Genomic DNA, 22102 nt, shown 5'->3' with positions numbered 1-22102 from the left:
GATATGAAGGCGATCAGCTACGGCGCGTCTCGGGCTCGGTACGCCGAGGTTCTGGACTCGGTCGTCGATGACCGCGAAGAGGTCGTCGTCGCCCGCGCCGGTCACGAGCCCGTCGTGATCGTTTCGCTTGAGGAGTTCGAGGCGCTGCGGGAAACGGTGCACCTGATGCGATCGCCCAAGAATGCCCGGCGCCTGCTGGACGTGATGGAACGACTTGAGGCCGGAAGCGGCGGCGATCCGGGAACCTGACTATGAGGCGCCAGACGGCCGAAACCACCGGCCGACCGCGATTTTCGCGATCTGGCGCCTCGATCCCAGGGATCGGCGCCGAACGACGCGATGCCGACGGTCAGGAAGAACACGCCGAACACGGTGCCGGCGATCGGCCCGCCCCAGGCATGGTTGGCAGTCCGGGGTCGGATACCCGAAGGCGTGTTCCCGGGACGACTTGGTGGTCATCGCCGTCAAGTGTCGAGGATGGTGAGGTCGCCGCTCGCATCACGCTGAGGAACCCCACAGTTATGGCGCCGGGCAGGATCACCACGTCGAACCAATCACGTCGACTCGGTGACCCGGCGGCGTACTCAGAGCTGGGAGCAGTAGGGAACGCTCTTGCTGGTCTTGATGTACTTGGCCGAGACCCAGCCGTTGGATTCCTGGTACCAGGTGTGGTTGCCGTCGATCTTCTGGCTCGCCACCTTGCACCACAGGTGCGCCGTCTTGCCCTTGGAGATGTGGCCGACCGTGCGGTCATGCGTGGTCGGCGCCTGGCGCAGGCTCACCGTCGCGGTCGCCTTCCCGGTGACCGGGGCACTCGCAGCGGTGCAGGCGATCGGTGCATGTCCGATGTTCTGCACATAGCGGGCGGCGACCCAGCTGTGTTTGCCGGCGACCCGATACCAGACGTCGTTGCCGTCGACCTTGGTCCCGTTCAGGTTGCAGTCGAGCTTGAGCACCGTGCCCTTCTTGTAGCCATTGCCGGAGATCGGTGCCGAAGTGCTGGGCGCCGAATGCTCGGCCAGCGTCGTCTTCGCGACCACCTTGCCCTTCGCGGCGATCCCGTTGTCAGCGGCGTGGGCGGTCGGCAGCGCGGTGGCCAGGCCGGCGGCGGCCGTGGCAACCCCCAGGGTGATGGCGGTGATCTTGCCTGCGATGCGGGCGGACTGTGCGGTCATCAGGTGCTCCTCGTGGTTGTCGAAATGACCCGTTGGAAGAAACCTGCAACATCCGGAGGTCGCGTGGGGCGTTTTGCCCGGGCTGTGATCAAAGCCTGTCGGGTCCTCGAGGTTGCTGTGATGTTCGGTCCCGATCGCGCCTGCCGATCGCTGTTCATAGGCCGCCGACGAAGCGCGCGGTACGTTGTGGGGCGATGCCCGCACAACCTGAACCCGAGTACGAGTCCGCGGACCGGCGGACCAGTCCGGCCGAGGCGTACGCCAACTTCCGCGCCACTCAGCTGAGCCCGACACTCGCCGCCTTCGCCGGTGCGTACGGGTTCGACTTCGACGACTATCAGCGCGAGGCCTGCGGCTTCGTCGAGGCGGGCTCCGGGGTGCTGGTGGCCGCACCGACCGGAGCCGGCAAGACCATCGTCGGCGAATTCGCCGTCTATCTGGCGTTGCAGCAGGGCCGCAAGGCGTTCTACACCACGCCGATCAAGGCGCTGTCGAATCAGAAGTACGCCGACCTGGTCCGCCGGCATGGTGCCGACAACGTGGGTCTGCTGACCGGCGACTCCTCGATCAACTCCGAGGCGCCGGTGGTGGTGATGACCACCGAGGTGCTCCGCAACATGATCTACGCCGGCTCGAAAACCCTTGCTGGGTTGGGATTCGTGGTGATGGACGAGGTCCACTACCTGGCCGACCGGTTCCGCGGCGCGGTCTGGGAGGAAGTGATCATCGGGCTGGCCGAGTCGGTCCAACTGATCGCGTTGTCGGCGACGGTCAGCAACGCCGAGGAGTTCGGCGACTGGCTGGCCGAGGTTCGCGGCGACATCGAGGTGGTCGTTTCCGAGCGGCGGCCGGTGCCGCTCTATCAGCACGTGCTCGTCGGCCGGAAGCTGTACGACCTGTTCGCGGGTGTCGCCCCGACCGCGATCACCGATCAGCATCCCGGGCAGACGCAGCAAGGCAAACGGCGTACCGAGGTCAACCCGGCGCTGACCAAGATCGCCAACTCCGAAGCCCGCTCGGTCCGCGACGATTCACGCCGGCCCCGGGGGCGCAGTGGCAAGGGCAAACGAACCGTCTCCTACGGCAGCGGCCGCTACGGCGGCGCCGCGCATCGACGAAACTGGGACGGCGAGCGCGGTGGTCGATCGGATCGCGGCGGCTCTGATCGGGGTGAAGCCGACAGGGGTGGGTCCGGTGCGCGGCCGCGATCACTGGCGGTGCCCAGCCGCTACGACGTGGTGGACGCGCTGGAGCGGGCCAACCTGCTGCCGGCGATCGTCTTCATCTTCTCCCGGGCAGGTTGCGACGGCGCGGTCCGGCAACTGCTCGGCTCCCACCTGATGCTCACCGACGTCGAGGAACGTGCTCAGCTCACCGAGATCGCCGAGCGGCACACCGCCGGGCTCAGCCGGGCCGACAAGCAGGCGCTGGGCTACGCGACCTTCGTCGAGGCGCTGGTTCGCGGCGTCGCGGCCCACCACGCCGGGCTGCTGCCGGCGTTCAAGGAGTGCGTCGAGGAGGCCTTCGTGAAAGGCCTGGTCAAGGTGGTGTTCGCGACCGAGACGTTGGCACTGGGCATCAACATGCCGGCCCGCAGCGTGGTGCTGGAGAAGCTGGTCAAGTACAACGGCGAGACCCACGCCGACATCACGCCGGGGGAGTACACCCAGCTGACCGGCCGGGCCGGCCGACGTGGCATCGACGTCGAGGGTCACGCGGTCGTGGTCTGGCAGCCGGGTCTGGATCCGCGCGCGGTCGCCGGGCTGGCCTCACGGCGTACCTATCCGTTGAATTCGTCGTTCGCCCCGACCTACAACATGGCGGTCAACCTGGTCGGTGCGGTCGGCCGGGACCGGGCCCGTACGCTGCTGGAGCAGTCGTTCGCGCAGTATCAGTCGGACCGCTCGGTGGTCGGGCTGGCCCGCAAGGTGGCCCGGAACAAGTCCGAGGCGCAGCAGTTCTGGGCCGAGGCGGTCTGTGATCGCGGTGACTTCGAGGAGTACGCCCGGATCCGGGAGGAGATCAGCCGGATCGAGGCGGAAGCCGCCCGGGATCGCAAGCTGAATCGGCACGATCAGGCCGTGGCCGCGCTGCAGGAGCTCAATCGCGGCGACATCATCCGAGTCCCGGCCGGCCGGTCCACCGGCTGGGCGGTGGTGATCGATCCCGGCGTGCACGGACATCGGCAGGCGCCGCAACCGCAGGTGGAGACCGAGGAGGGCCAGGTCCGCCGGCTCGGCATCGTCGACTTCCCGAGCCCGCCGCCGGTGGTCGGTCACGTCAAGGTGCCCAAGCACTATCACCCCAAGGACAAGGCAACGGTACGCAACCTGCGCGCGGCCCTGGAGGCCAAGCTGCGGACGTTGGATCTTGATCTTGGTCGCTATCGCACCGACGCGATCGACCCGGCAGCAGGTCAGCGCATCGCCGAACTGCGTGATCAACTCGCCGCCCATCCGTGCCACAGCTGCCCGGACCGCGAGACCCACGCCCGGATCGCCACGGCTGCGATCCGGCTGGAACGAGAGAATGATCAAGCTAACCGGCAGATGGATCGGCGTACCTCGACCATCGCCAAGCAGTTCGACAAGATCTGCCTGGTGCTGACCTCCTTCGGCTACCTCGACCAAGGCCCTGAGCAAGGCGGCGGACCGAAAACCCAACCACAGCAGGGATCCCGCGACGACGGCCTCGGTGATCACGTCACCGAGGCCGGCCGGATGCTGTCCCGGATCTACGCCGAACTTGATCTTGTCACCGCCGAATGCATCCGCGCCGGCGTGTTCGATGATCTTGACGTGCCGCAGTTGGCAGCGGTGCTGTCCACTCTGATCTACGAGTCGCGGCGATCCGATCATGGGCGGTTCCGGCCGCAGATGCCGAACCGGCGAACCGAGGACGCGATGATCGCGCTCCGCCGGATCTGGCGTGAGGTGTCGCTGGCCGAGCGGGACGCCCGACTGGAGCGGGCGAGCGAACCCGACATCGGCTTCGCTCGCGCCGCCTACGGTTGGGCCGCGCAGCGACCGTTGGCCGACGTGCTGGACGACAACGACCTGACCGCCGGCGACTTCGTCCGCTGGATCCGTCAGGTGATCGACTTCGCCGGCCAGATCGCCGACGCCGCCGGTCCGGGACAGCTCCGGATCACCGCGCGGGGCGTGGTCGCGGCGATGCGACGCGGTGTCATCGACTTCAGTCCGGAAGAACCCGACGGCACTCCTGATCCTTTCGTCGCGGACGATCGCTGACCGTACCGGACCGCGGCACGCCGCATCTCTTGAGTCGGAACCCCTGACGATTGTCATGAACGTGCCCCTGTGGGCTTTGGCCATTGCCGTGATCTGACCGTTAAGCCTAAAATCTGACCATGCGGTCAGATTCAGCAGGCCGTTTTCGTCTCGCCATGACTTCGGATCGTCCGCCAACTCGGTCGGATCATTCACTGTCGGAGGAGAACCATGACCACAACCTCAGCGTCGACCGCCGCGCCCGCGAACGTCGTACTCGATCAACCGCTCTACGGCGCCACCATCGGACAAGCGTTCGTCAGGTTCTGGCGCAAGTGCGTGACGCTGCACGGCAGGGCGAGCCGATCCGAATTCTGGTGGTGGTTCCTGATCTACGCCGGTGGCGGAGTCCTGCTCTCCATCCTCAATCAAGCCGTGGTCGGTGCCGCACCCACCGGACAGACCTCGCTGAGCGAGATCATTGATCACACCGTGAAGGTGTCGATCGCCTCCACCGCGTGGTCCTTGATCAACTTCGTCGGCGCCGTCACCCTTACCGTGCGCCGACTGCACGACACCAATCGCAGCGGCTGGTGGTGGTTCATCCAGCTCGTCCCGGTGATCGGATCCATCATCATGATCATCTTCGTCGCGCTGCCGACCCATCCTGCGGGCAGCCGGTTCGATCGCTGATCAACCGCTCAACCAAGAGCCGTCGCCGCCGGCGAGCGAGCGAAGAGTGCCGCGCCGGCGGGGAAGTCGGTATCCGTGAGTAGGCGGTCACGAACGGGCGGCCGCTGCGACCCGAGGCCGGCGTTTGGCGGCACGGGTTACCGAACGGCTACCGTCTTGCGCCTATGGTGCCGGGCCGAATCGGAAGGCTGTGTCACGTGGCGACCAGTTCGACCTCGAATCCGTGCACATTCTCCAGGTAGGCGGCGTAGTGGTCGGCGCCGCCGGCATGGGGATGACGATGAGCGAAGAGCAACGTCCATCCGTTCGTTGGTGCCGAGGCCGCGACCCGATCGACGATCGCCTGTGGGGCAGTGAGGGCAAGATGATTGATGCCGGCGCGGGTCCGGCGAAACGGCGCATCCTCCAGGTCAGGCGACTGCTCGATCACCACGTAGCTACCGTCCGCGGCGCGCCACGATTGCCCGATTTCCCAATGTTGGTAGGGCTTCCAACCGAGTTCGCCGAACAGCCAGTTCCACCCGGGTAGTTGTTCGCCGAGCTCGGGCAACCAGAGCTCGACATGATGGATCGCGGCAGAGTCCATCCGCAGATCATGCCCGCTCGGGTCGGCCGGGGCGCGAACGCCCCGCGAACAGAATCACCCGCTGATCGCGCCGATCGACATCGGAAACCGCGTTCTTCATCAATCAGCGGGCGATGGCGTTCACGACCCTTCGGAAGGGTCCTGAGCGTGTCGAAGACCCGGGACCTGAGAACCGACTACCGACGATGTGTGATCATCGGGACTCATGTCGTACCCGCGCGCCGATGTGAGAGAACTGTTCGAGCAGGCAACGAAGCGCCTGCTCGATCGGATGGACGGGCTGACCGACGACGAGTGGGCGTGGCGCCCGGTGCCCGAGGATGACGAGCTCACCATCCGCTGGCGGCTCGATCACATCGCCGACGCTGTCGGGGGCCAACGCAACTGGCAGTGGCTCGGCGCCTCGGACGCGCCGGAGCTGGTGCCTGCCGACTCGGCCGCGATGGCGATCGCAACCGTACGCGACGTCGTCGATCGGTTCATCGCGTTGACCAACCGTCCGGAGATCGATCTTGATCAACCGATCGGTCCGATCGGTGGGTTCTACGCCGAGCACCCCCGGCGAGCTCTCGTCCTGCACACTGTTGACGAGCTGATCCACCACGCCGCCGAGGCCGCGCTCCTCAGGGACCTCTATTCGGCTGGATGATCGAACTCGTACGGTTGGCTGGAGTGAGCAGTGATCCTTTCCAAGGTCAGGGACCCGCGGCTGATCACCATTCGGCGCGGCGGCAGTCTCACCGATCATGATCATCAACTGCTCGCGCTGTGGGCGGCCGATTGCGCCGAGCACGTGCTTGATCTCTTCGAGTCCGAGCGGCGCGACGATCCGCGGCCGCGGCAGGCGATCGAACACATCCGTGCCTGGGTACGGGGTGAGGTCACCATGATGGAGTCCCGGGCTGCCGGCGGTCGGGCGATGGGTGCGGCGAGGGACTTGAAGGGAGCCGCCCGGTTTGCGGCCTACGCCGCCGGCCAGGCCGGCGCAGTGGCGCACGTTGCCGAACATGATCTCGGTGCCGCTGCGTACGCGATCAAGGCGGTGCGTGCCGCCGCCGTGGCGGATGAGTCGGCTGTGGCCGGCCGAACGGAATGCCGATGGCAGCGTGATCAACTTCCGGGCGCGGTTCGCGAACTGGTCCTGGAAGATCAACGCCGCCGCAACGATCTATGCTGGTTCGTCTTCGAGTCCTGAGCTCTCGGGCCTCGCGGACGCCGCGACTGTCCGCGGAGCCGCTCCGATCAGCCACGACTGACGGATCGATAACTCAGAAATCAATACACTCATTGACCCCTGACCCTCGACGCTGAGCGTGCGAGGTCGATGGAACGGCGAACGAGTGTGCCGTTTTCCGAGTTTTGATGACCTGACAGCCTGCCCGACCGGCGCGGATAGGGTGGCGCCATGAGCCTGGCGGTCCGTGTCATCCCGTGCCTGGACGTCCATGACGGACGGGTGGTCAAGGGGGTCAACTTCGAGAACCTTCGCGATGCGGGCGACCCGGTCGAACTGGCCGCGCGCTACGACGCCGAGGGCGCCGACGAGGTGACGTTCCTGGACATCTCCGCCTCGGTCGAGGGCCGGCAGACCACGTTGGAGATGGTGCACCGAACGGCTGGTGAGGTGTTCATCCCGCTCACCGTCGGTGGCGGCATCTCCTCGGTCGAGGACGTGGACACGATGCTGCGCGCCGGCGCGGACAAGGTCGGCATCAACACCGCCGCGATCCATCGGCCCGAACTGATCGGGGAGATCACCCGCCGGTTCGGCAATCAGGTGCTGGTGCTGTCGGTGGACGCCCGCCGCGAGCCGGAGCAGCCGTCCGGATTCGGCGTCACCACCCACGGCGGCCGCAAGCCCGCCGACCTCGACGCCGTCGAATGGGCCCGCCGCGGCGTCGAACTCGGCGTCGGGGAGATCCTGCTCAATTCGATGGACGCCGACGGCACCACCGGCGGCTTCGACCTGGAGATGATCCGGGCAGTCCGAGCCGTGGTGGACGTACCGCTGATCGCCTCCGGCGGCGCCGGCCAGGCGAGCGACTTCCCGCCGGCGGTCGCGGCCGGTGCCGACGCTGTACTCGCGGCCAGCGTCTTCCACTTCGGCACGGTGAAGATCACCGAGGTGAAGCAGGCGCTGAGCGACGCGGGCTACCCGGTCCGCAACTGAGGCCGGCTGAGCCCGCGGCGCCGGCGCGCGGACGCCGGCGCCCGTCCGTGGCAAGATCGTCCCGATGAACCGACCGGCCGAGGTGGAAGGGAGTACGACGCGGATGCGCGCTTGGGTGCCGTACGAATCGGAGCAGGAGGCCCGGCAGCGGCTCGGGGAGCTGCCGGACAATGTTCAGCTCGACCTGTTCACCGGCGCGGAACTGCCGTCCTCGACCGAGGACGTCGAGTTCTACGTCGACCCTTACCTGGGCGCCGGCCAGAGCGCCTGGAGCACGTTGGCCACCCTGCCGAAGCTCAAGGTCGTGCAGACGCTGACCGCCGGCTTCGAACACATCCAGCCGTACGTCCCGCACGGCGTCACCCTCTGCAACGCGGCCGGCCTGCACGACGCCAGCACAGCCGAAATGGCGATCGCGCTGTCGCTGGCCCTGGGCCGGCATCTGGACGTGTTCGCCCGCAACCAGGCAGGAGGCAACTGGCAGTTCCAGTGGGGCAGTTCGCTGGCCGACAAGCGGGTGCTGATCGTCGGCTACGGCCACATCGGACAGGCGATCGAACGCCGGCTCGCGGGCTTCGAGGTCGCCTCGATCACCCGGGTCGCCCGGACCGCCCGAACCGAACCGGTCCCGGTGCACGCCATCGACGAGTTGCCGGCGCTGCTGCCGGCGGCCGACGTGTTGATCTTGATCACCCCGCTGACGCCGCAGACCGAAAAGATGATCGACAAGCAGGCGTTGGCGTTGCTGCCCGACGATGCCCAGGTGGTCAACGTCGGCCGAGGCAGGCTGATCGACACCGACGCACTGCTGGCCGAGACCGCGAGCGGCCGGATCACCGCGGCGATGGACGTCACCGATCCGGAGCCGCTGCCCAGTGATCATCCGTTGTGGACGACGCCCGGGGTGTTGATCGCGCCCCATGTGGGCGGAGCCAGCAGTGCCTTCTATCCGCGGGCCGATGCGTTGATCGCGGACCAGCTTCGTCGCTACGCCACCGGACAACCGTTGGAGAACGTGATCCATGTCTGACGCCACGGTGAACACAGCTCAGGACTGCTTGTTCTGCAAGATCATCTCCGGCGACATCCCGAGCCGGAAGATCGATGAGGACGAGCACTCGTACTCGTTCCTCGACGTCGCGCCGTTCCACCGCGGACACACGCTGGTGGTGCCGAAACGCCATCTGGACAGCGTTCTGGGTGAACCGTCGGCCTGGGCGGAGATCACGCCGGCCATCGACCGGGTCTCCCGGCTGCTGGTCGATCGACTCGATGCCGACGGGTTGAACCTGTTCTCCTCGGCCGGTGCGGTGGCGGGGCAGGAGGTCTTCCACCTGCACGTCCACCTGTTGCCGCGGTACGCAGACAAGCCCGGCCTGCGCGAACTGTTCGGGCCCAAGCCGATGGCCACTGATAGCGAACTCGATGCCGTCTGGCGGCAGATCACCGAATGACCGATCCGATGTCGAGCAAGATCACCTCGAACGCTGCCGCCGATTCGGCTGACTCCGCCGAGCCCGCCCGGACGGCAAGCCTCGCCGGCGCCCCCATGACGCGGGGGAAGCGATTCCGTCGGATGGTGCTGGAATTCACGCCGGCCTATCTGGTGTCGATGGTGATGCTGCCGTTGATCATCGCCGGCGGGAAGTTCTGGCCGTACAAGCCGTCCACGATGGATCTGCAGGTCTACTTCTACGCGGTACGGGCGATGCTGCACGGCGCGAACATCATGGAGTGGAGCTCGCCGGATTTCCATCTCTGGTTCATCTATCCGCCGGCGGCGGCGATCATCATGCTGCCGTTGGCGGTCGGACCGTTCCTGTTCTGGGAACTCGTCTGGATCGCCGGCATCGTGATCGCGCAAAACGTGGTGATGATCAGATCCGGAGTGCCACGCGGGCTGCCGCTGGCGCTGGTGTCGGCGGCGCTGGTGATCGGGATGGAGCCGATCCGGACCACCGTCGGCTACGCGCAGATCAACACATTCCTGATGGCGTTGGTGTTCATCGACCTGCTGCCGGCCACACCGGGACGCAAGCGGATCATCCCGCCGGGGATGTTGATCGGGCTGGCCGCGGCGATCAAACTCACCCCGGCGCTGTTCGTGCTGATGTTGTTGATCTTGGGCAAGAAGCGGCCGGCGATCACCGCCATGATCACCTTCGCGGTGTTGACGATCGTCGGCACCGTCGTCCAACCGAGCGCGACGATCAGTTACCTGAAGAGCCTGGCCGGCGGCGACACCCACACCTCGGGCCCGTTGTACGTGGGCAATCAGTCCCTGCTCGGCGTCGTACTGCGCTTGTTCGGTGAGAACCAGACCAACACGTATCTGGGCCTGGCGATCGCCGTGCTGGTGGCCGTGCTGGCCGCGATCGTCGGCGCCTACTGGTGGAAGAAGGGCGCCCACGTGCTGGCGATCGCCCTGGTCGGCCTTGGCACCAACCTGGCCTCGCCACTGTCCTGGACCCATCACTTCGTCTGGATCCTGCCGCTCGGCATTGCGGTCGTCTACCAGATCCGCCGCCGGCCATGGCCGGGTGCGCGAGCCGATCACATCCCGCTGCCGCGGTGGATGACCTACTCCTGCGCCGCGGTGGTGCTCTACGTCAGCGCCTGCCTGCCGCTCGCCCTGCTGCCGTACGCCTCCGGCGCGGAGAAGAACTACACCGCACTGCAGGAACTGGTCGCCAATCTCGGCCCGCTGATGATCACCGCGATCCTGGTCGCCTCGGCTGTCCGGATGATCCGCGAATCCCGTCACCCTGCCCGTCCGGTTGAAGCAGCCGCGCCCGTCGCAGGGTCCTGAGCCTGTCGAAGGACCATGACTCGGCGGTAGCGTACCGACCATGCCAGCCACCGATCAGCCGGACCTCAAACCTCGTTCCCGCACCGTCACCGACGGACTCGAAGCAACCGCCTCTCGCGGCATGCTGCGCGCGGTCGGGATGACCGACGACGACTTCGCCAAACCGCAGATCGGCGTCGCGTCCAGCTGGAACGAAATCACCCCCTGCAACCTGTCGCTGGATCGGTTGGCGAAGGCGGTCAAGGACGGCGTGCACGCGGCCGGCGGCTACCCGTTGGAGTTCGGCACCATCTCGGTCTCCGACGGCATTTCCATGGGCCACGTCGGCATGCACTACTCGCTGGTCAGCCGGGAGATCATCGCCGACTCGGTGGAGACGGTGATGGAGGCCGAACGGCTGGACGGTTCGGTGCTGCTGGCCGGTTGCGACAAGTCGCTGCCCGGGATGCTGATGGCGGCTGCCCGACTTGATCTTGCTTCGGTGTTCCTCTATGCCGGTTCGATCATGCCGGGCAGCGTGGACGGCAAGGACGTCACCTTGATCGACGCCTTCGAGGCGGTCGGTGCCTGCGTACGAGGTTTGATCAGCCGCGAACAGGTGGACAAGATCGAGCGGGCGATCTGCCCCGGCGAAGGTGCCTGCGGCGGCATGTACACCGCGAACACGATGGCGAGCGCGGCCGAAGCCCTGGGTATGTCGCTGCCGGGTTCGGCGGCGCCGCCGGCGGTCGATCGCCGCCGCGACGGCTTCGCCCGGCGCAGCGGCGAGGCAGCCGTCAACCTGCTGCGGCAGGGCATCACGGCACGGCAGATCCTGACCAAGGAGGCGTTCGAGAACGCGATCGCGATCGTGATGGCGTTCGGCGGCTCCACCAACGCGGTGCTGCATCTGCTGGCGATCGCGCACGAGGCCGAAGTTGATCTTGGTCTGGACGACTTCATCCGGGTGTCCCGGCGGATCCCGCACCTGGGCGACCTGAAGCCGTTCGGCCGGTACGTGATGAACGACGTGGACAAGGTCGGCGGCGTACCGGTGGTGCTGAAGGCGTTGCTGGACGCCGGTTTGATCAACGGCGACTGCCTGACCGTGACCGGCAGGACGATGGCGGAGAACCTGGCCGACATCGCGCCGCCGGACATCGACGGCAAGATCATCCGGTCGCTGGCCGAACCGATCCACCCGACCGGCGGAATCACCATCCTGCGTGGATCTCTGGCTCCCGACGGCGCCGTGGTGAAGAGCGCCGGCTTCGACACCTCGGTGGTCGAGGGCACCGCCCGCGTCTTCGACGGCGAACGCGCCGCGATGGACGCGCTGGAGGACGGCACCATCACCGCCGGCGACGTGGTGGTGATCAGGTACGAGGGACCCAAGGGCGGGCCGGGCATGCGCGAGATGCTGGCGATCACCGGTGCGATCAAGGGCGCCGGGCTGGGCAAGGACGTCATGTTGATCACCGACGGTCGCTTCTCCGGCGGCACCACCGGGCTGTGTGTCGGCCACATCGCCCCGGAAGCCACCGAGGGCGGACCGATCGCGCTGGTCGAGGACGGCGACAAGATCGTCTTGAACGTTGCCGAAGGCACCCTCGAGCTCGACGTCCCCGCCGACGAGTTGGCCCGCCGCCGCGACGCCTGGACGCTGCCGGATCGACCCAAGCCCAGGGGAGTGCTGGCCAAATACGCCAAGCTGGTCGGCTCCGCCGACGTCGGCGCCATCTGCAGTTGATCGGCGATAATCCGGACCGTCGGGGTCGAGAGGCCCGTAGGGTCGCGGACATGCAAGATCATCCGGACCGGGATGTGATCGCCGACAACCGCCGCCACGGGGAGGTGCTGACCTGTCCCGGGCTCGGTGCCGCGGCCGATCGGATCCCTGAGGCCGGACAGGTCTCAGGTCTGGATGGTCGACGCCCGGAAGCGGACTGTCGGTGCCGCACGCCACAATGCCGACCATGAATCGGCTGATCATGAAGAGGGGTCGACCATGCAGCGGGTGAGCGTCGAGCAACGGCGGGCACGGCTCGGTCGGCAGCACCGACTGGTCGACTCGGCGCGGGCTGTCGACGTCGAGGAGGTGGCTGGGGCGATCGTCTGCCTGCACGCGACCGATCCGGCGACCATCTACCTGTCCTGCTGGGCCCGGTTCGACGGTTTCGCGACCGATGATCTTGATCGCGCGTTCTACCAGGACCGCTCCCTGGTCAAACATCTGGCGATGCGGCGGACGCTGTTCGTCTTCGATCGGCAGACTCTTGCGGACGCCCAATCCGGGGCCAGCGAGCGGGTGGCGGCGAATGAATCGCGTCGGCTGATCAAGGACGTGCAGAAGGCGGGTCTTTTTCCCGACGGTGCGAAGTGGCTCGCGGAGGCCAAGAGCGCTGTGGTGGACGCGTTGGCCGACGGGACGGAGGCGACCTCCACCGAGTTGCGGGAACGGGTCCCGCTGCTGGAAGGCTCGGTCACGTACGGGGTGGGGAAGTCCTGGGGCGGCGACGTCCCGATCGGGCCGCGGGTGCTGACCGTTCTGTCCGCCGAGGGCAAGATCGTCCGGGGTAGTAACCGTGGGGATTGGGCAAGCTCGCGGCCGCGGTGGGCCGCAATGGGTTCCTGGCTGGGCAAGCCGCTGGAGCCGTCGACCGACGGCCACACGGCGATGGTGGAGCGATGGCTGCGCGCGTTCGGTCCGGGCACCGTCAACGACGTGAAGTGGTGGCTGGGTTCGACCGTCGCCGCCGTGAAACGATCACTGGCCGAGCTGGACGCCGTCGAAGTCGATCTTGACGGCGGCACCGGCTACCTGCTGCCCGATGATCTTGATCCGCCGGAACCGGCCGAACCGTGGGTGGCGCTGCTGCCGGCCCTGGATCCGACGATCATGGGCTGGGTCGACCGCGACTGGTACGTCGACCCGGAGTATCGCAAGCTGCTCTTCGACAACACCGGCAACGCAGGCCCGACGCTCTGGAGCGACGGCAAGGTCGTCGGTGGTTGGTGGCAGACCGACGCCGGCGAGGTCCGCCTGCACCTGCTCGAGGACGTCGGCACCGTGGCATCCGCGGCCCTCGAGTCACGGGCGGCCACGCTGACGCAGTGGCTGCACGGCCGCAAGGTGTTGCCGCGGTTTCCTTCACCGCTGGCCAAGCAGGTGCTCGGCTGAGGTGGGACGCCAGACCAGATGGCGGCATCAGGCACTATCTCGACTGCGTCAACAAGCGCTGGCGGGGCTTGACCGACAGCACCGGGCACTTGGCGTCGATCAGGATCGCTTGGGCGGTGCTGCCGGTGATGATCTTGCCGACGGGGCTGCGGCGACGCAGACCGATCACGATCAGACCGGCCTCGGTCTCGTCGGCCACCTTCATGATCAACTCGGCAGCGGATTCGGTCCCGCCGGACTGGCGGATCTCATGATTGATCCCTGCCTTCAACAGTTCCGTCTCGATCGCGTCCAGATCATGCTGGGTGGCGAAGTGCGGATGGTTGTTGTTGCCGTGATGTCCGGTGTTCACCACCACCAGCCGATGCCCATGATCACGGGCCAGCTCGCGGGCCTGCTCGAACGCCGCCGAACCCTCCGGCGTCGGCAGATATCCGACCACAATGTTCACCGATCTTCTCCTGGTCAGCGCAGCGTCTGCTCGTCGGGCTCCAGCGTCTTCGCCCCGGTCATGATCGCGACCGCGTCCTCCATGCTGTGGGACTTCGGGGTGATCACGCCGGCCAGGCCGCCGAGCCGCTGGATGTGGATCCGGTCCGCGGTCTCGAACACGTTCGGCATGTTGTGGCTGATCAAGATCACCGCCATGCCCTTGTCCCGCAGGTCGCGGACCAGCTTCAGCACGTGCCCGGTCTCCCGTACGCCCAGCGCCGCGGTCGGCTCGTCCAAGATCACCACCTTGCTGCCGAACGCACCGGCCCGGGCGACCGCGACGATCTGCCGCTGACCACCGGACAGGGTCTCCACCGCCTGGTCGATGTTCTGCAGCGTGGTGATGCCGAGATCGTCGATGAACGCCTTGGACTGCTTACGCATCGCCGGCCGATCGACCATCCGGAAGACCGAACCGAGAATGCCCGGACGGCGGATCTCCCTGGCCAGGAAGAGATTGCTGGCGATGTCGAGCGCAGGTGCGACGGCCAGATTCTGATACACCGTCTCGATACCGGCCTCCCGCGCGTCCTGCGTGCTGCCGAAATTCACCACCCGGCCGTCCATCTTGATCGTGCCCTGATCAGGCGCCATCGCCCCGGACAGGCATTTGATCAAGGTCGACTTGCCGGCGCCGTTGTCGCCGATCACCGCCAGCACCTCACCGGGAAAGAGGCGAAGATCAACTCCGCGCAGCCCGACCACCCGGCCGAACAGCTTCACCAGGCCGGTCGCCTCCAGCACCGGGGTTTCATCCGAACCGGCGGTGTTGCCGCCGGCCTGCTCGTCGGTCGAGGTCGCCGTCGTCATCAGCCCTTCACCTTTCTGATCCACTGGTCCACCGAGACCGCCAAGATCACCAGGATGCCGGTGGCCAGCACCTGATAGTTCGGGTCGACGCCGGCCAGGGCCAGTCCGCTGTTGAACGTCTGCACGATCAGCGCCCCGATCAGGGTGCCGACCACCGACCCGCGACCACCGAACAGCGACGTGCCGCCAATCACCACCGCGGTGATCGACAACAGGTTGTAGTTCAGGCCGGCGTTGGGGTCGGCGCCGCCGACCCGGCCGGCGACGATCCAGGCCGCAATGCCGACGCACAACCCGGCCACCACGTACGCACTGAGCAGCACTCGGCCGGTCCGGATACCGGCCAGCCGGGCGGCATCGGCATCGTCACCCGTGGCGTACAGATGTCGGCCCCAGGCCGAGTTGCGCAGGGCGAAGCCGAGCGCCACGAACACCGCCACCATGAAGATCACACCCCAGGTGACGCTGACCGAACCGATCGAGAGACTGCGGCCGGTGACCAGCAGGAACGAGTTCGGGTTCACCGCGATGGTCTGACCCTGGGCGTACAACAGCGACAGCGCGGTGAAGATCGAGAAGGTGCCCAGGGTGACGATGAACGGCGGCAAGTTGATCTTGGTCACCAGGAAGCCGTTCAGCAGCCCGGTCAGGACCGCGACCGCGATGCCGATCAGCAACGCCAGGAACGACGGCATCCCGCCGAAGGCGAGTTTGGCCATCACCAGCGAGGACAGCACCATCGCCATCCCGATCGACAGGTCGACGCCGGCGGTCAAGATGATCAAGGTCTGGCCGGCGGCCAGGGTGCCGACGACCGCCATCTGCTGCACCAGCAGCGACAACGCCTGCGGACGCAGGAATCCTTCGGAGACGATGCCGAAGACGATCAACGCTGCGATCAATACGATCAGCGGACTCAACGCCGGGTTGCCGTGCAGCACATGCTGGATCCGTTCGGCCGGACTTCGTCGACGGCTGAGCAGATCCTCGACGCTGGCCGGACTGGTACTCGCGGTCTGACTCATCGGTGCACCTTCCTATCCCAGCCGGTCTCTAGCCCCAGCAGGTCTTTGCGGCCGCGGCGGGCGTCTGGCTCTTGACGCCCGGGATCGGGTCGTTGGTCGCCAGCGCCGTGCCGGTGTCGTAGAAGTTCTTACCGGCGGTCTTGCCGGGCGGTGGTCCGCCGCGAGCGATCTTGGCGATCGCGGCCACGCCGAGCCGGGCCATCTTGCCGGGGTATTGCGTCGAGTCGGCTGCGAATTCGCCGCTCTTGACCAAGTTGATGCCGTCGCAGCTGCCGTCGATGGTGACGATGAAGGCCTGCTTCTGCTTGCCGGCCGCCTTCAACGCCGCGTACGCGCCCTCGCCGGCGGGTTCGTTGATGGTGTAGACGACGTTGATGTTCGGGTTGGCGGACAGACATTGCTCCATCGCCTGCCGGCCGCCGTCGATGGCGCCCTGGGTCGGTCGGTGGCAGACGATCTGGTAGCTGCCGCCCTTGCCGCCGGTGTAGTGGCCCTTCTTCGGCTCCAGCCCGTTCTGACTCTGGTTGCCGGTCGGGATTCCCATCCCCTGAAGGAATCCGTGATCACGGTTGGTGTCGACGGTGACCACCTGGTCGTTGTACAGATCGAGCATCGCGATCACTGCCGGCTTGCCGTCCAGCTTGGCCGCGGCGTACTGGCCGATGTGCTGCCCGGCGACCCGATTGTCGGTGGCGAACGTGTTGTCGGCTGTGTTCGGCGGGATCAGCGGAGTGTCCAGGGCGATCACGTAGAGCCCGGCGGCCTTCGCCTGGCGCAGGGCGGCGTTGATCGAGTCACCGTTGCTGGTGATCAGGATCCCTTTGTCGCCGCGGGCGATGGCGGTGTAGATCTGATTGATCTGGTTCTGGGTGTCGCCGTCCTGGGTGCCGGCCGCGACCGACAGCCGTACGCCCTGTTTGGCGGCCTCGTCCTCGGCGTCCTTCTTCATCGCCACGAAGTACGGGTTGGTCTGAGTCTTCAAGATCAGCGAGACGCCGGGACGATTGTCGTTGGCCGCGCAGGCGGTCAGCAGGCAACCGAGCACGATGCAGGCCAGCAAACTCCGCGCTCGGGAGCGCAACGTGGTCCCGCCGGATGTCGCCATCTGCACTCCGATCTTCGTCGAACGGCCGATCTTCGTTGAACGGTGCGTGCTTCCTGCTGTGGTGCTAGCCATAAGTCCTAGCCCCAGGTGCCGATGATCGTCAAGGGACGCAAGGTCCACCTCAGGGCGTTGAGCATCCAGATAACAAGACGGAGCGTCCCGGCAGTTGACATGGGGCGGCCGGCGCGGGATTGTGGTTGCGTGCGTTTCGCGTTCCAGCTTCTCGTAATCGAAAAGCGTGTCGGCTGAGCATCAGCTCAATCGTCGACACGCTCCCTCGTCTGCCACCCGGCGGCGGGGGTTTTTTCTTGTACGGAAGCCGATCGCGGCACTGCCGTCCACCAGACGCGGTAGTCGAGCACGGGCAGTTCGAACCACAGGCAGGAGTAAGGAAATGGCTGAGGAGCGGTCAGAGAGTTCGCCCGCCGCTGATGCGGGCCTGACCGGGGCGCAAGCGCTGGTCCGATCCCTCGAACGGGTCGGCGCCGACGTCGTATTCGGGATCCCCGGGGGAGCGATCCTCCCCGCCTACGATCCGCTGTACGACTCCGAAGCTGTACGGCACATCCTCGTCCGCCACGAGCAGGGCGCAGGACATGCCGCCGAGGGCTATGCGATGGTCACCGGCAAGGTCGGTGTCTGCATGGCCACCTCCGGTCCGGGAGCGACCAACCTGGTCACCGCGATCGCCGACGCCTACATGGACTCGGTCCCGATCGTGGCGATCACCGGCCAGGTCGCGTCCGGTTCGATCGGCACCGACGCCTTTCAGGAAGCCGACATCACCGGCATCACCATGCCGATCACCAAGCACAGCTTCCTGGTGAAGAAGGCCGAGGACATCCCGCACGCGATCGCGGCGGCGTTCCACATCGCATCCACCGGCCGGCCCGGACCGGTGCTGGTGGACATCACCAAGGACGCGTTGCAGGGCATCGCCCCGTTCCACTGGCCCAAGCGGCTCGATCTGCCGGGCTACCGTCCGGTCAGTCGCCCGCACAGCAAGCAGATCCGTGAAGCGGCGAAGTTGATCATGGCCGCCAAGCAGCCGGTGCTCTACGTCGGCGGCGGTGTGATCAAGGCGAATGCGGCCGAGCAGTTGGTCCAACTGGTGGAGCTGACGAAGATCCCGGTGGTCACCACTTTGATGGCGCGCGGCGCGGTCCCGGACAGCCATCCGCTGAACTACGGCATGCCCGGCATGCACGGTGCGGTCGCGGCCGTGGGCGCCTTGCAGCGCAGCGATCTGCTGATCTCGCTCGGTGCTCGATTCGACGATCGGGTGACGGGTCAGTTGTCCAGTTTCGCACCGGACGCCAAGGTGATCCACGCCGACATCGACCCGGCCGAGATCAGCAAGAACCGGCATGCCGACGTGCCGATCGTCGGAGACTGCGCCGAGGTGATCGGCGAACTGACCGAGGTGCTCCGGGCCGAGCCCGAACTGCCGGATTTCTCTGCCTGGCAGGGATATCTCGACGGTCTGCAGAACCGCTACCCGACCGGCTACGACGAACCCGACGACGGATCGCTGTCACCGCAGGGCGTGATCAAGAGGATCGGCGAGCTGACCGGACCGGACGCGTACTACGTCGCCGGCGTCGGCCAGCATCAGATGTGGTCAGCGCATTTCCTGCCCTTCGAGCGAGCCGGGCACTGGCTCAACTCCGGCGGCGCCGGCACCATGGGGTACGGCGTTCCCGCGGCGATGGGTGCCAAGGCCGGCCGGCCGGACTCCGTGGTCTGGTGTATCGACGGTGACGGCTGCTTCCAGATGACCAACCAGGAGCTCGTCACCTGTGCCCTGGAAGGGATTCCGGTCAAGATCGCGGTGATCAACAACCAGAGCCTGGGCATGGTCCGGCAGTGGCAGACCCTCTTCTACCAGGGCCGCTACTCCAACACCGATCTGAAGACCAACCGGGTGCCGGACTTCCAGAAGCTGGCCGAGGCGATGGGCTGCGTGGGGCTGCGGGCCGAGACGCCGGCCGAGGTCGACGCGGTGATCGACAAGGCGCTCAGCATCAACGACGCGCCGGTGGTGGTCGAATTCGTCGTGCACAAGGACGCGATGGTGTGGCCGATGGTTGCGGCCGGCGGCAGCAACGACGCGATAAAGATCGCCCGTGATCTTGCTCCGAACTGGGAAGGTGAGGAACTGTGACCACTCGGATCGAAGCGGGCACAAACCCGACTCGTACACTCTCGGTGTTGGTGGAGAACAAGCCCGGCGTGCTCGCCCGCGTCTCCGGGCTGTTCTCCCGCCGCGGCTTCAACATCGACTCTCTTGCCGTCGGTCCGACGGAGCATCCGGAGGTTTCCCGGATCACCATTGCCACCGCTGTCGACGACGCGGTGTTGGAGCAGCTCACCAAGCAGCTCAACAAACTCGTCGAAGTGCTCAAGATCGTCGAACTCGAACCGGATTCGGTCCGCCGCGAGTTGATCTTGGTCAAGGTCCGGGCCGACCAGTCGACCCGCGGCCAGGTGCTGGAGATCGTCCAGCTCTTCAAGGCGAAATCGGTCGATGTCAGCGCGGACACGATCACCATCGAAGCCACCGGAAACCCGGACAAGCTGGGATCACTGCTCGAGATGCTGGAACCGTACGGCATCCGCGAGCTGGTCCAATCCGGCTTGGTGGCGCTGGGACGCGGCAGTCGATCGATCACCGACCGCTCGCTCAGAACCGAACGCAACAAGGCCATCCGCGCGATCTAGGCTCGCCGGGTCTACGATGCGCTGACGGCCACACAACATCTCAGCAACACAAGAAATCAGGAGTTGGATCAAGTGCCCGCAGAAATGTTCTACGACGACAATGCCGACCTCTCGGTGATCCAGGGTCGTCATGTCGCGATTCTCGGTTTCGGCAGCCAGGGCCACGCCCATGCGCTGTCCCTGCGCGACTCGGGCGTCGACGTACGCGTCGGCGTCCAGGAAGGCAGCAAGAGCCGCGCCAAGGCCGAGGCACAGGGCCTGCGGGTTCTCACCCCGTACGAGGCGTGTGAGGAAGCCGATCTGATCATGGTCCTCACCCCGGACCCGAGCCAGCGCAAGGTGTACGAGGAGGCCATCGCGCCGAACCTCGTCCCGGGCGACGCGCTCTTCTTCAGCCACGGCTTCAACATCCGCTACGGCTACATCAAGCCTCCGGAGGGTGTCGACGTGGCGATGGTCGCGCCGAAGGGCCCGGGACACCTCGTGCGTCGTGAGTACGCCGAGGGTCGTGGTGTTCCGGTGCTGGTCGCGGTCGAGCAGGACGGCACCGGCAAGGCCTGGGACCTGGCGCTCTCCTACGCCAAGGGCATCGGTGGCTTGCGGGCCGGCGGCATCAAGACCACGTTCACCGAGGAGACCGAGACCGACCTCTTCGGCGAGCAGGCCGTGCTGTGCGGCGGCGCCAGCGCGCTGATCCAGGCCGGCTTCGAGACGCTGACCAACGCCGGCTACCAGCCGGAGGTCGCCTACTTCGAGTGCCTGCACGAGCTGAAGCTGATCGTCGACCTGATGTACGAGGGCGGCATCGCCAAGCAGCGCTGGAGCATCTCCGACACCGCCGAGTACGGCGATTACGTGTCCGGCCCGCGGGTGATCGACGATCACGTCAAGGAGTCGATGAAGGCCGTGCTGTCCGACATCCAGGACGGCACCTTCGCCCAGCGATTCATCGATGACCAGGACGCCGGCGCGCCCGAGTTCAAGCGGTTCCGGGCCGAGGCCGAGCAGCACCCGATCGAGAAGGTCGGCCGCGAACTGCGCGGCCTGATGGCCTGGGTGAAGAGCCACGACGACGACTACGTCGAAGGCACCGCCGCCCGGTAAACATTCACACCGAGTTGTCAGCGGCAGGAGGCGCTATAGCGCCTTCTTCCGCTGACAACTTCTGGTTTCAGCGGGATTCCTCGTGGATCCCGATCACCAGCGCGCCGTCCTTCTGCACCCCGGTGGTGATCTCGTACAGGGTGTCGGCCAGCGGGGCCGCATCTCCGGCGGTGTCGGAGGCGTCGTTGGCCATCACGCAGACCTGGGCCAGCCCGGTGGTGTCCAGTTGGGTCGGATGACCGGACTGGCAGGCCCCGAACGTCTTCCGCAGCGACGCGTACGTCTTCGCCGCGTCGGCCTTGGGCACGGTCACCACCGCGTCCAGATTGAAGTCGTGGGTCGACTTGTAGTGCGAGCTGTGCACGACCGCGCTGTCGGGCAGGTCCAGATCGCCCCACCACTGGACGTCGGCCTTCGAGACGTTGTCGCAGTGATAGCCGGTGAAGTCGTTGGTACACAGCGATCCGCGGTCGGTGGTGAAGCTGAAGTAGGGCACCCCCCAGCCGCCGGCGAACCGGCTCAAGACCCAGAACCCACCGGCGACCAGCACGATCATCACGGCGATCCCGAGCAGGATCCGTGGTCCGCGGTGACGTCGTTCACGAGGCATTGCAGCAGGATGCCATGATCACGACGCGTTCGGCACGCTTCCGGTCACGACCCGATATCGAATCCGGTCAGCCCGATGGTCAGTGCGAGCTGCGCAGACCCATGCTGCATCTCATCGCGTGGATCCATTCCTCACTCGTGGCGAGGTCGGATGGTGGACGAGGTCAGGTACGGCAGGCGACGTGCGGTCGTCATATTGCGTTCCGACCTCCCGTATCCGAGGAGTTTGCGCACCCATAGATCGCCACTGCGAGCTCCAAGCTCCTTGGATTTGCAGGTCACAGTGTGCGCCCTGCACAGATCGTCGGAAGCTCGGGCATGTCTGCGGGTGCTCGGACAAATCCGGCACGACGCAAGGTTTTGGAGTCCCGTCGTTGCTGTGGTGCTGACCCGCAGAATCGGTCCGCTGTAGG

Annotated in this window: 21 protein-coding genes; 14 read left to right on the top strand and 7 right to left on the bottom strand. The window is 66.4% G+C overall.

Features of this window, described 5'->3' with window-relative positions; translation table 11 throughout:
• Positions 1 to 3 precede the first annotated feature (3 nt).
• Positions 4 to 249: a type II toxin-antitoxin system Phd/YefM family antitoxin gene (locus tag FOE78_RS16280; protein WP_143987235.1), complete on the top strand. Its 246-nt coding sequence runs from the start codon at positions 4 to 6 to the stop codon at positions 247 to 249.
• A 335-nt stretch (positions 250 to 584) separates the two neighbouring features.
• Here FOE78_RS16280 and FOE78_RS16275 read toward each other — a convergent pair whose 3' ends face one another.
• Positions 585 to 1175 carry an SH3 domain-containing protein gene (locus FOE78_RS16275; protein WP_143987234.1) on the bottom strand — a complete coding sequence of 197 codons (591 nt, stop codon included), beginning with the start codon at positions 1173 to 1175 and terminating at the stop codon, positions 585 to 587.
• Positions 1176 to 1456: 281 nt separating this feature from the next.
• On the opposite strand from FOE78_RS16275, the gene FOE78_RS16270 reads away from it, so the two are divergent.
• Together FOE78_RS16270 and FOE78_RS16265 are read left to right on the top strand one after the other, a co-directional pair.
• On the top strand, positions 1457 to 4426 hold the full coding sequence (locus FOE78_RS16270) for a DEAD/DEAH box helicase (RefSeq protein WP_407662662.1): 2970 nt from the start codon (positions 1457 to 1459) through the stop codon (positions 4424 to 4426).
• Positions 4427 to 4636: 210 nt separating this feature from the next.
• Positions 4637 to 5098, top strand: coding sequence for a DUF805 domain-containing protein (locus tag FOE78_RS16265; RefSeq protein ID WP_143987232.1), 462 nt, complete (start codon positions 4637 to 4639; stop codon positions 5096 to 5098).
• Positions 5099 to 5291: 193 nt separating this feature from the next.
• On the opposite strand, the gene FOE78_RS16260 is transcribed toward FOE78_RS16265, so the two are convergent.
• Positions 5292 to 5684, bottom strand: a complete 393-nt coding sequence (locus FOE78_RS16260; protein ID WP_143987231.1) for a VOC family protein — start codon at positions 5682 to 5684, stop codon at positions 5292 to 5294.
• A gap of 205 nt (positions 5685 to 5889) precedes the next feature.
• On the opposite strand from FOE78_RS16260, the gene FOE78_RS16255 reads away from it, so the two are divergent.
• From FOE78_RS16255 to FOE78_RS16220, 8 genes are all read left to right on the top strand, one after another.
• The gene (locus FOE78_RS16255; protein WP_143987230.1) at positions 5890 to 6333 is read left to right on the top strand and encodes a DinB family protein; all 444 of its coding nucleotides are present in this window, start codon (positions 5890 to 5892) and stop codon (positions 6331 to 6333) included.
• A 30-nt stretch (positions 6334 to 6363) separates the two neighbouring features.
• The gene (locus FOE78_RS16250; protein ID WP_143987229.1) at positions 6364 to 6879 is read left to right on the top strand and encodes a putative immunity protein; all 516 of its coding nucleotides are present in this window, start codon (positions 6364 to 6366) and stop codon (positions 6877 to 6879) included.
• A gap of 210 nt (positions 6880 to 7089) precedes the next feature.
• Complete coding sequence (gene hisF / locus FOE78_RS16245; RefSeq protein WP_143987228.1) at positions 7090 to 7854, top strand: imidazole glycerol phosphate synthase subunit HisF; 765 nt, start codon at positions 7090 to 7092, stop codon at positions 7852 to 7854.
• Positions 7855 to 7918: 64 nt separating this feature from the next.
• Positions 7919 to 8884: a 2-hydroxyacid dehydrogenase gene (locus tag FOE78_RS16240; protein WP_228265853.1), complete on the top strand. Its 966-nt coding sequence runs from the start codon at positions 7919 to 7921 to the stop codon at positions 8882 to 8884.
• Positions 8877 to 9308, top strand: coding sequence for an HIT family protein (locus FOE78_RS16235; protein WP_143987227.1), 432 nt, complete (start codon positions 8877 to 8879; stop codon positions 9306 to 9308). The genes FOE78_RS16240 and FOE78_RS16235 overlap by 8 nt, the downstream gene beginning before the upstream one ends.
• Positions 9305 to 10663 carry a glycosyltransferase 87 family protein gene (locus FOE78_RS16230; RefSeq protein WP_143987226.1) on the top strand — a complete coding sequence of 453 codons (1359 nt, stop codon included), beginning with the start codon at positions 9305 to 9307 and terminating at the stop codon, positions 10661 to 10663. The genes FOE78_RS16235 and FOE78_RS16230 overlap by 4 nt, the downstream gene beginning before the upstream one ends.
• 40 nt (positions 10664 to 10703) lie before the next feature.
• Positions 10704 to 12392, top strand: a complete 1689-nt coding sequence (gene ilvD, locus FOE78_RS16225) for a dihydroxy-acid dehydratase (RefSeq protein WP_143987225.1) — start codon at positions 10704 to 10706, stop codon at positions 12390 to 12392.
• Between the two features lie 258 nt (positions 12393 to 12650).
• Entirely contained in the window at positions 12651 to 13823 is a 1173-nt protein-coding gene (locus FOE78_RS16220; protein ID WP_143987224.1) for a winged helix DNA-binding domain-containing protein, read from the top strand.
• Between the two features lie 34 nt (positions 13824 to 13857).
• Here the strand turns inward: FOE78_RS16220 and FOE78_RS16215 are convergent, their stop codons facing one another.
• Genes FOE78_RS16215 through FOE78_RS16200 form a run of 4 tightly spaced genes read right to left on the bottom strand, consistent with a single transcriptional unit; the run spans position 13858 to position 17255 of the window.
• Positions 13858 to 14274 (bottom strand): universal stress protein, encoded by a 417-nt coding sequence (locus FOE78_RS16215; RefSeq protein WP_143987223.1) that lies wholly within the window; start codon positions 14272 to 14274, stop codon positions 13858 to 13860.
• A 14-nt stretch (positions 14275 to 14288) separates the two neighbouring features.
• Positions 14289 to 15125 carry an ATP-binding cassette domain-containing protein gene (locus FOE78_RS16210; protein ID WP_143987222.1) on the bottom strand — a complete coding sequence of 279 codons (837 nt, stop codon included), beginning with the start codon at positions 15123 to 15125 and terminating at the stop codon, positions 14289 to 14291.
• Positions 15125 to 16150 carry an ABC transporter permease gene (locus FOE78_RS16205; RefSeq protein WP_143987221.1) on the bottom strand — a complete coding sequence of 342 codons (1026 nt, stop codon included), beginning with the start codon at positions 16148 to 16150 and terminating at the stop codon, positions 15125 to 15127. Before FOE78_RS16205 ends, FOE78_RS16210 begins: the two co-directional genes overlap by 1 nt.
• 28 nt (positions 16151 to 16178) lie before the next feature.
• Positions 16179 to 17255, bottom strand: a complete 1077-nt coding sequence (locus FOE78_RS16200; RefSeq protein WP_143987220.1) for a substrate-binding domain-containing protein — start codon at positions 17253 to 17255, stop codon at positions 16179 to 16181.
• A gap of 394 nt (positions 17256 to 17649) precedes the next feature.
• Here FOE78_RS16200 and FOE78_RS16195 point away from each other — a divergent pair, with 394 nt between their 5' ends.
• From FOE78_RS16195 to ilvC, 3 genes are all read left to right on the top strand, one after another.
• Positions 17650 to 19419: an acetolactate synthase large subunit gene (locus FOE78_RS16195; protein ID WP_143987219.1), complete on the top strand. Its 1770-nt coding sequence runs from the start codon at positions 17650 to 17652 to the stop codon at positions 19417 to 19419.
• 47 nt (positions 19420 to 19466) lie between these two features.
• Positions 19467 to 19976: an acetolactate synthase small subunit gene (gene ilvN / locus FOE78_RS16190; protein ID WP_266094975.1), complete on the top strand. Its 510-nt coding sequence runs from the start codon at positions 19467 to 19469 to the stop codon at positions 19974 to 19976.
• Between the two features lie 84 nt (positions 19977 to 20060).
• Positions 20061 to 21080, top strand: coding sequence for a ketol-acid reductoisomerase (gene ilvC, locus FOE78_RS16185; protein WP_143988852.1), 1020 nt, complete (start codon positions 20061 to 20063; stop codon positions 21078 to 21080).
• Between the two features lie 67 nt (positions 21081 to 21147).
• On the opposite strand, the gene FOE78_RS16180 is transcribed toward ilvC, so the two are convergent.
• On the bottom strand, positions 21148 to 21690 hold the full coding sequence (locus tag FOE78_RS16180; protein ID WP_143987218.1) for a hypothetical protein: 543 nt from the start codon (positions 21688 to 21690) through the stop codon (positions 21148 to 21150).
• Between the last annotated feature and the right edge of the window lie 412 nt (positions 21691 to 22102).

Origin of the sequence: Microlunatus elymi, from assembly GCF_007362775.1 — a bacterium.
Classification (GTDB): Bacteria; Actinomycetota; Actinomycetes; order Propionibacteriales; family Propionibacteriaceae; genus Microlunatus; species Microlunatus elymi.
Note: the sequence above shows the minus strand (reverse complement) of the source record. Positions and strands in the feature narration are given on the sequence as shown.

What these genes read in the sequence shown, in the direction of transcription:
- hisF (WP_143987228.1), top strand. Translation starts at nt 7,090, where the DNA reads ATGAGCCTGGCGGTCCGTGTCATCCCGTGCCTGGACGTCCATGACGGA.
- FOE78_RS16275 (WP_143987234.1), bottom strand. Translation starts at nt 1,175, where the DNA reads ATGACCGCACAGTCCGCCCGCATCGCAGGCAAGATCACCGCCATCACC.
- ilvD (WP_143987225.1), top strand. Translation starts at nt 10,704, where the DNA reads ATGCCAGCCACCGATCAGCCGGACCTCAAACCTCGTTCCCGCACCGTC.
- FOE78_RS16265 (WP_143987232.1), top strand. Translation starts at nt 4,637, where the DNA reads ATGACCACAACCTCAGCGTCGACCGCCGCGCCCGCGAACGTCGTACTC.
- FOE78_RS16260 (WP_143987231.1), bottom strand. Translation starts at nt 5,684, where the DNA reads ATGGACTCTGCCGCGATCCATCATGTCGAGCTCTGGTTGCCCGAGCTC.
- FOE78_RS16240 (WP_228265853.1), top strand. Translation starts at nt 7,919, where the DNA reads ATGAACCGACCGGCCGAGGTGGAAGGGAGTACGACGCGGATGCGCGCT.
- FOE78_RS16210 (WP_143987222.1), bottom strand. Translation starts at nt 15,125, where the DNA reads ATGACGACGGCGACCTCGACCGACGAGCAGGCCGGCGGCAACACCGCC.
- FOE78_RS16180 (WP_143987218.1), bottom strand. Translation starts at nt 21,690, where the DNA reads ATGCCTCGTGAACGACGTCACCGCGGACCACGGATCCTGCTCGGGATC.
- FOE78_RS16200 (WP_143987220.1), bottom strand. Translation starts at nt 17,255, where the DNA reads ATGGCGACATCCGGCGGGACCACGTTGCGCTCCCGAGCGCGGAGTTTG.
- ilvC (WP_143988852.1), top strand. Translation starts at nt 20,061, where the DNA reads ATGTTCTACGACGACAATGCCGACCTCTCGGTGATCCAGGGTCGTCAT.
- FOE78_RS16235 (WP_143987227.1), top strand. Translation starts at nt 8,877, where the DNA reads ATGTCTGACGCCACGGTGAACACAGCTCAGGACTGCTTGTTCTGCAAG.
- FOE78_RS16230 (WP_143987226.1), top strand. Translation starts at nt 9,305, where the DNA reads ATGACCGATCCGATGTCGAGCAAGATCACCTCGAACGCTGCCGCCGAT.
- FOE78_RS16205 (WP_143987221.1), bottom strand. Translation starts at nt 16,150, where the DNA reads ATGAGTCAGACCGCGAGTACCAGTCCGGCCAGCGTCGAGGATCTGCTC.
- FOE78_RS16220 (WP_143987224.1), top strand. Translation starts at nt 12,651, where the DNA reads ATGCAGCGGGTGAGCGTCGAGCAACGGCGGGCACGGCTCGGTCGGCAG.
- FOE78_RS16255 (WP_143987230.1), top strand. Translation starts at nt 5,890, where the DNA reads ATGTCGTACCCGCGCGCCGATGTGAGAGAACTGTTCGAGCAGGCAACG.
- FOE78_RS16280 (WP_143987235.1), top strand. Translation starts at nt 4, where the DNA reads ATGAAGGCGATCAGCTACGGCGCGTCTCGGGCTCGGTACGCCGAGGTT.
- FOE78_RS16195 (WP_143987219.1), top strand. Translation starts at nt 17,650, where the DNA reads ATGGCTGAGGAGCGGTCAGAGAGTTCGCCCGCCGCTGATGCGGGCCTG.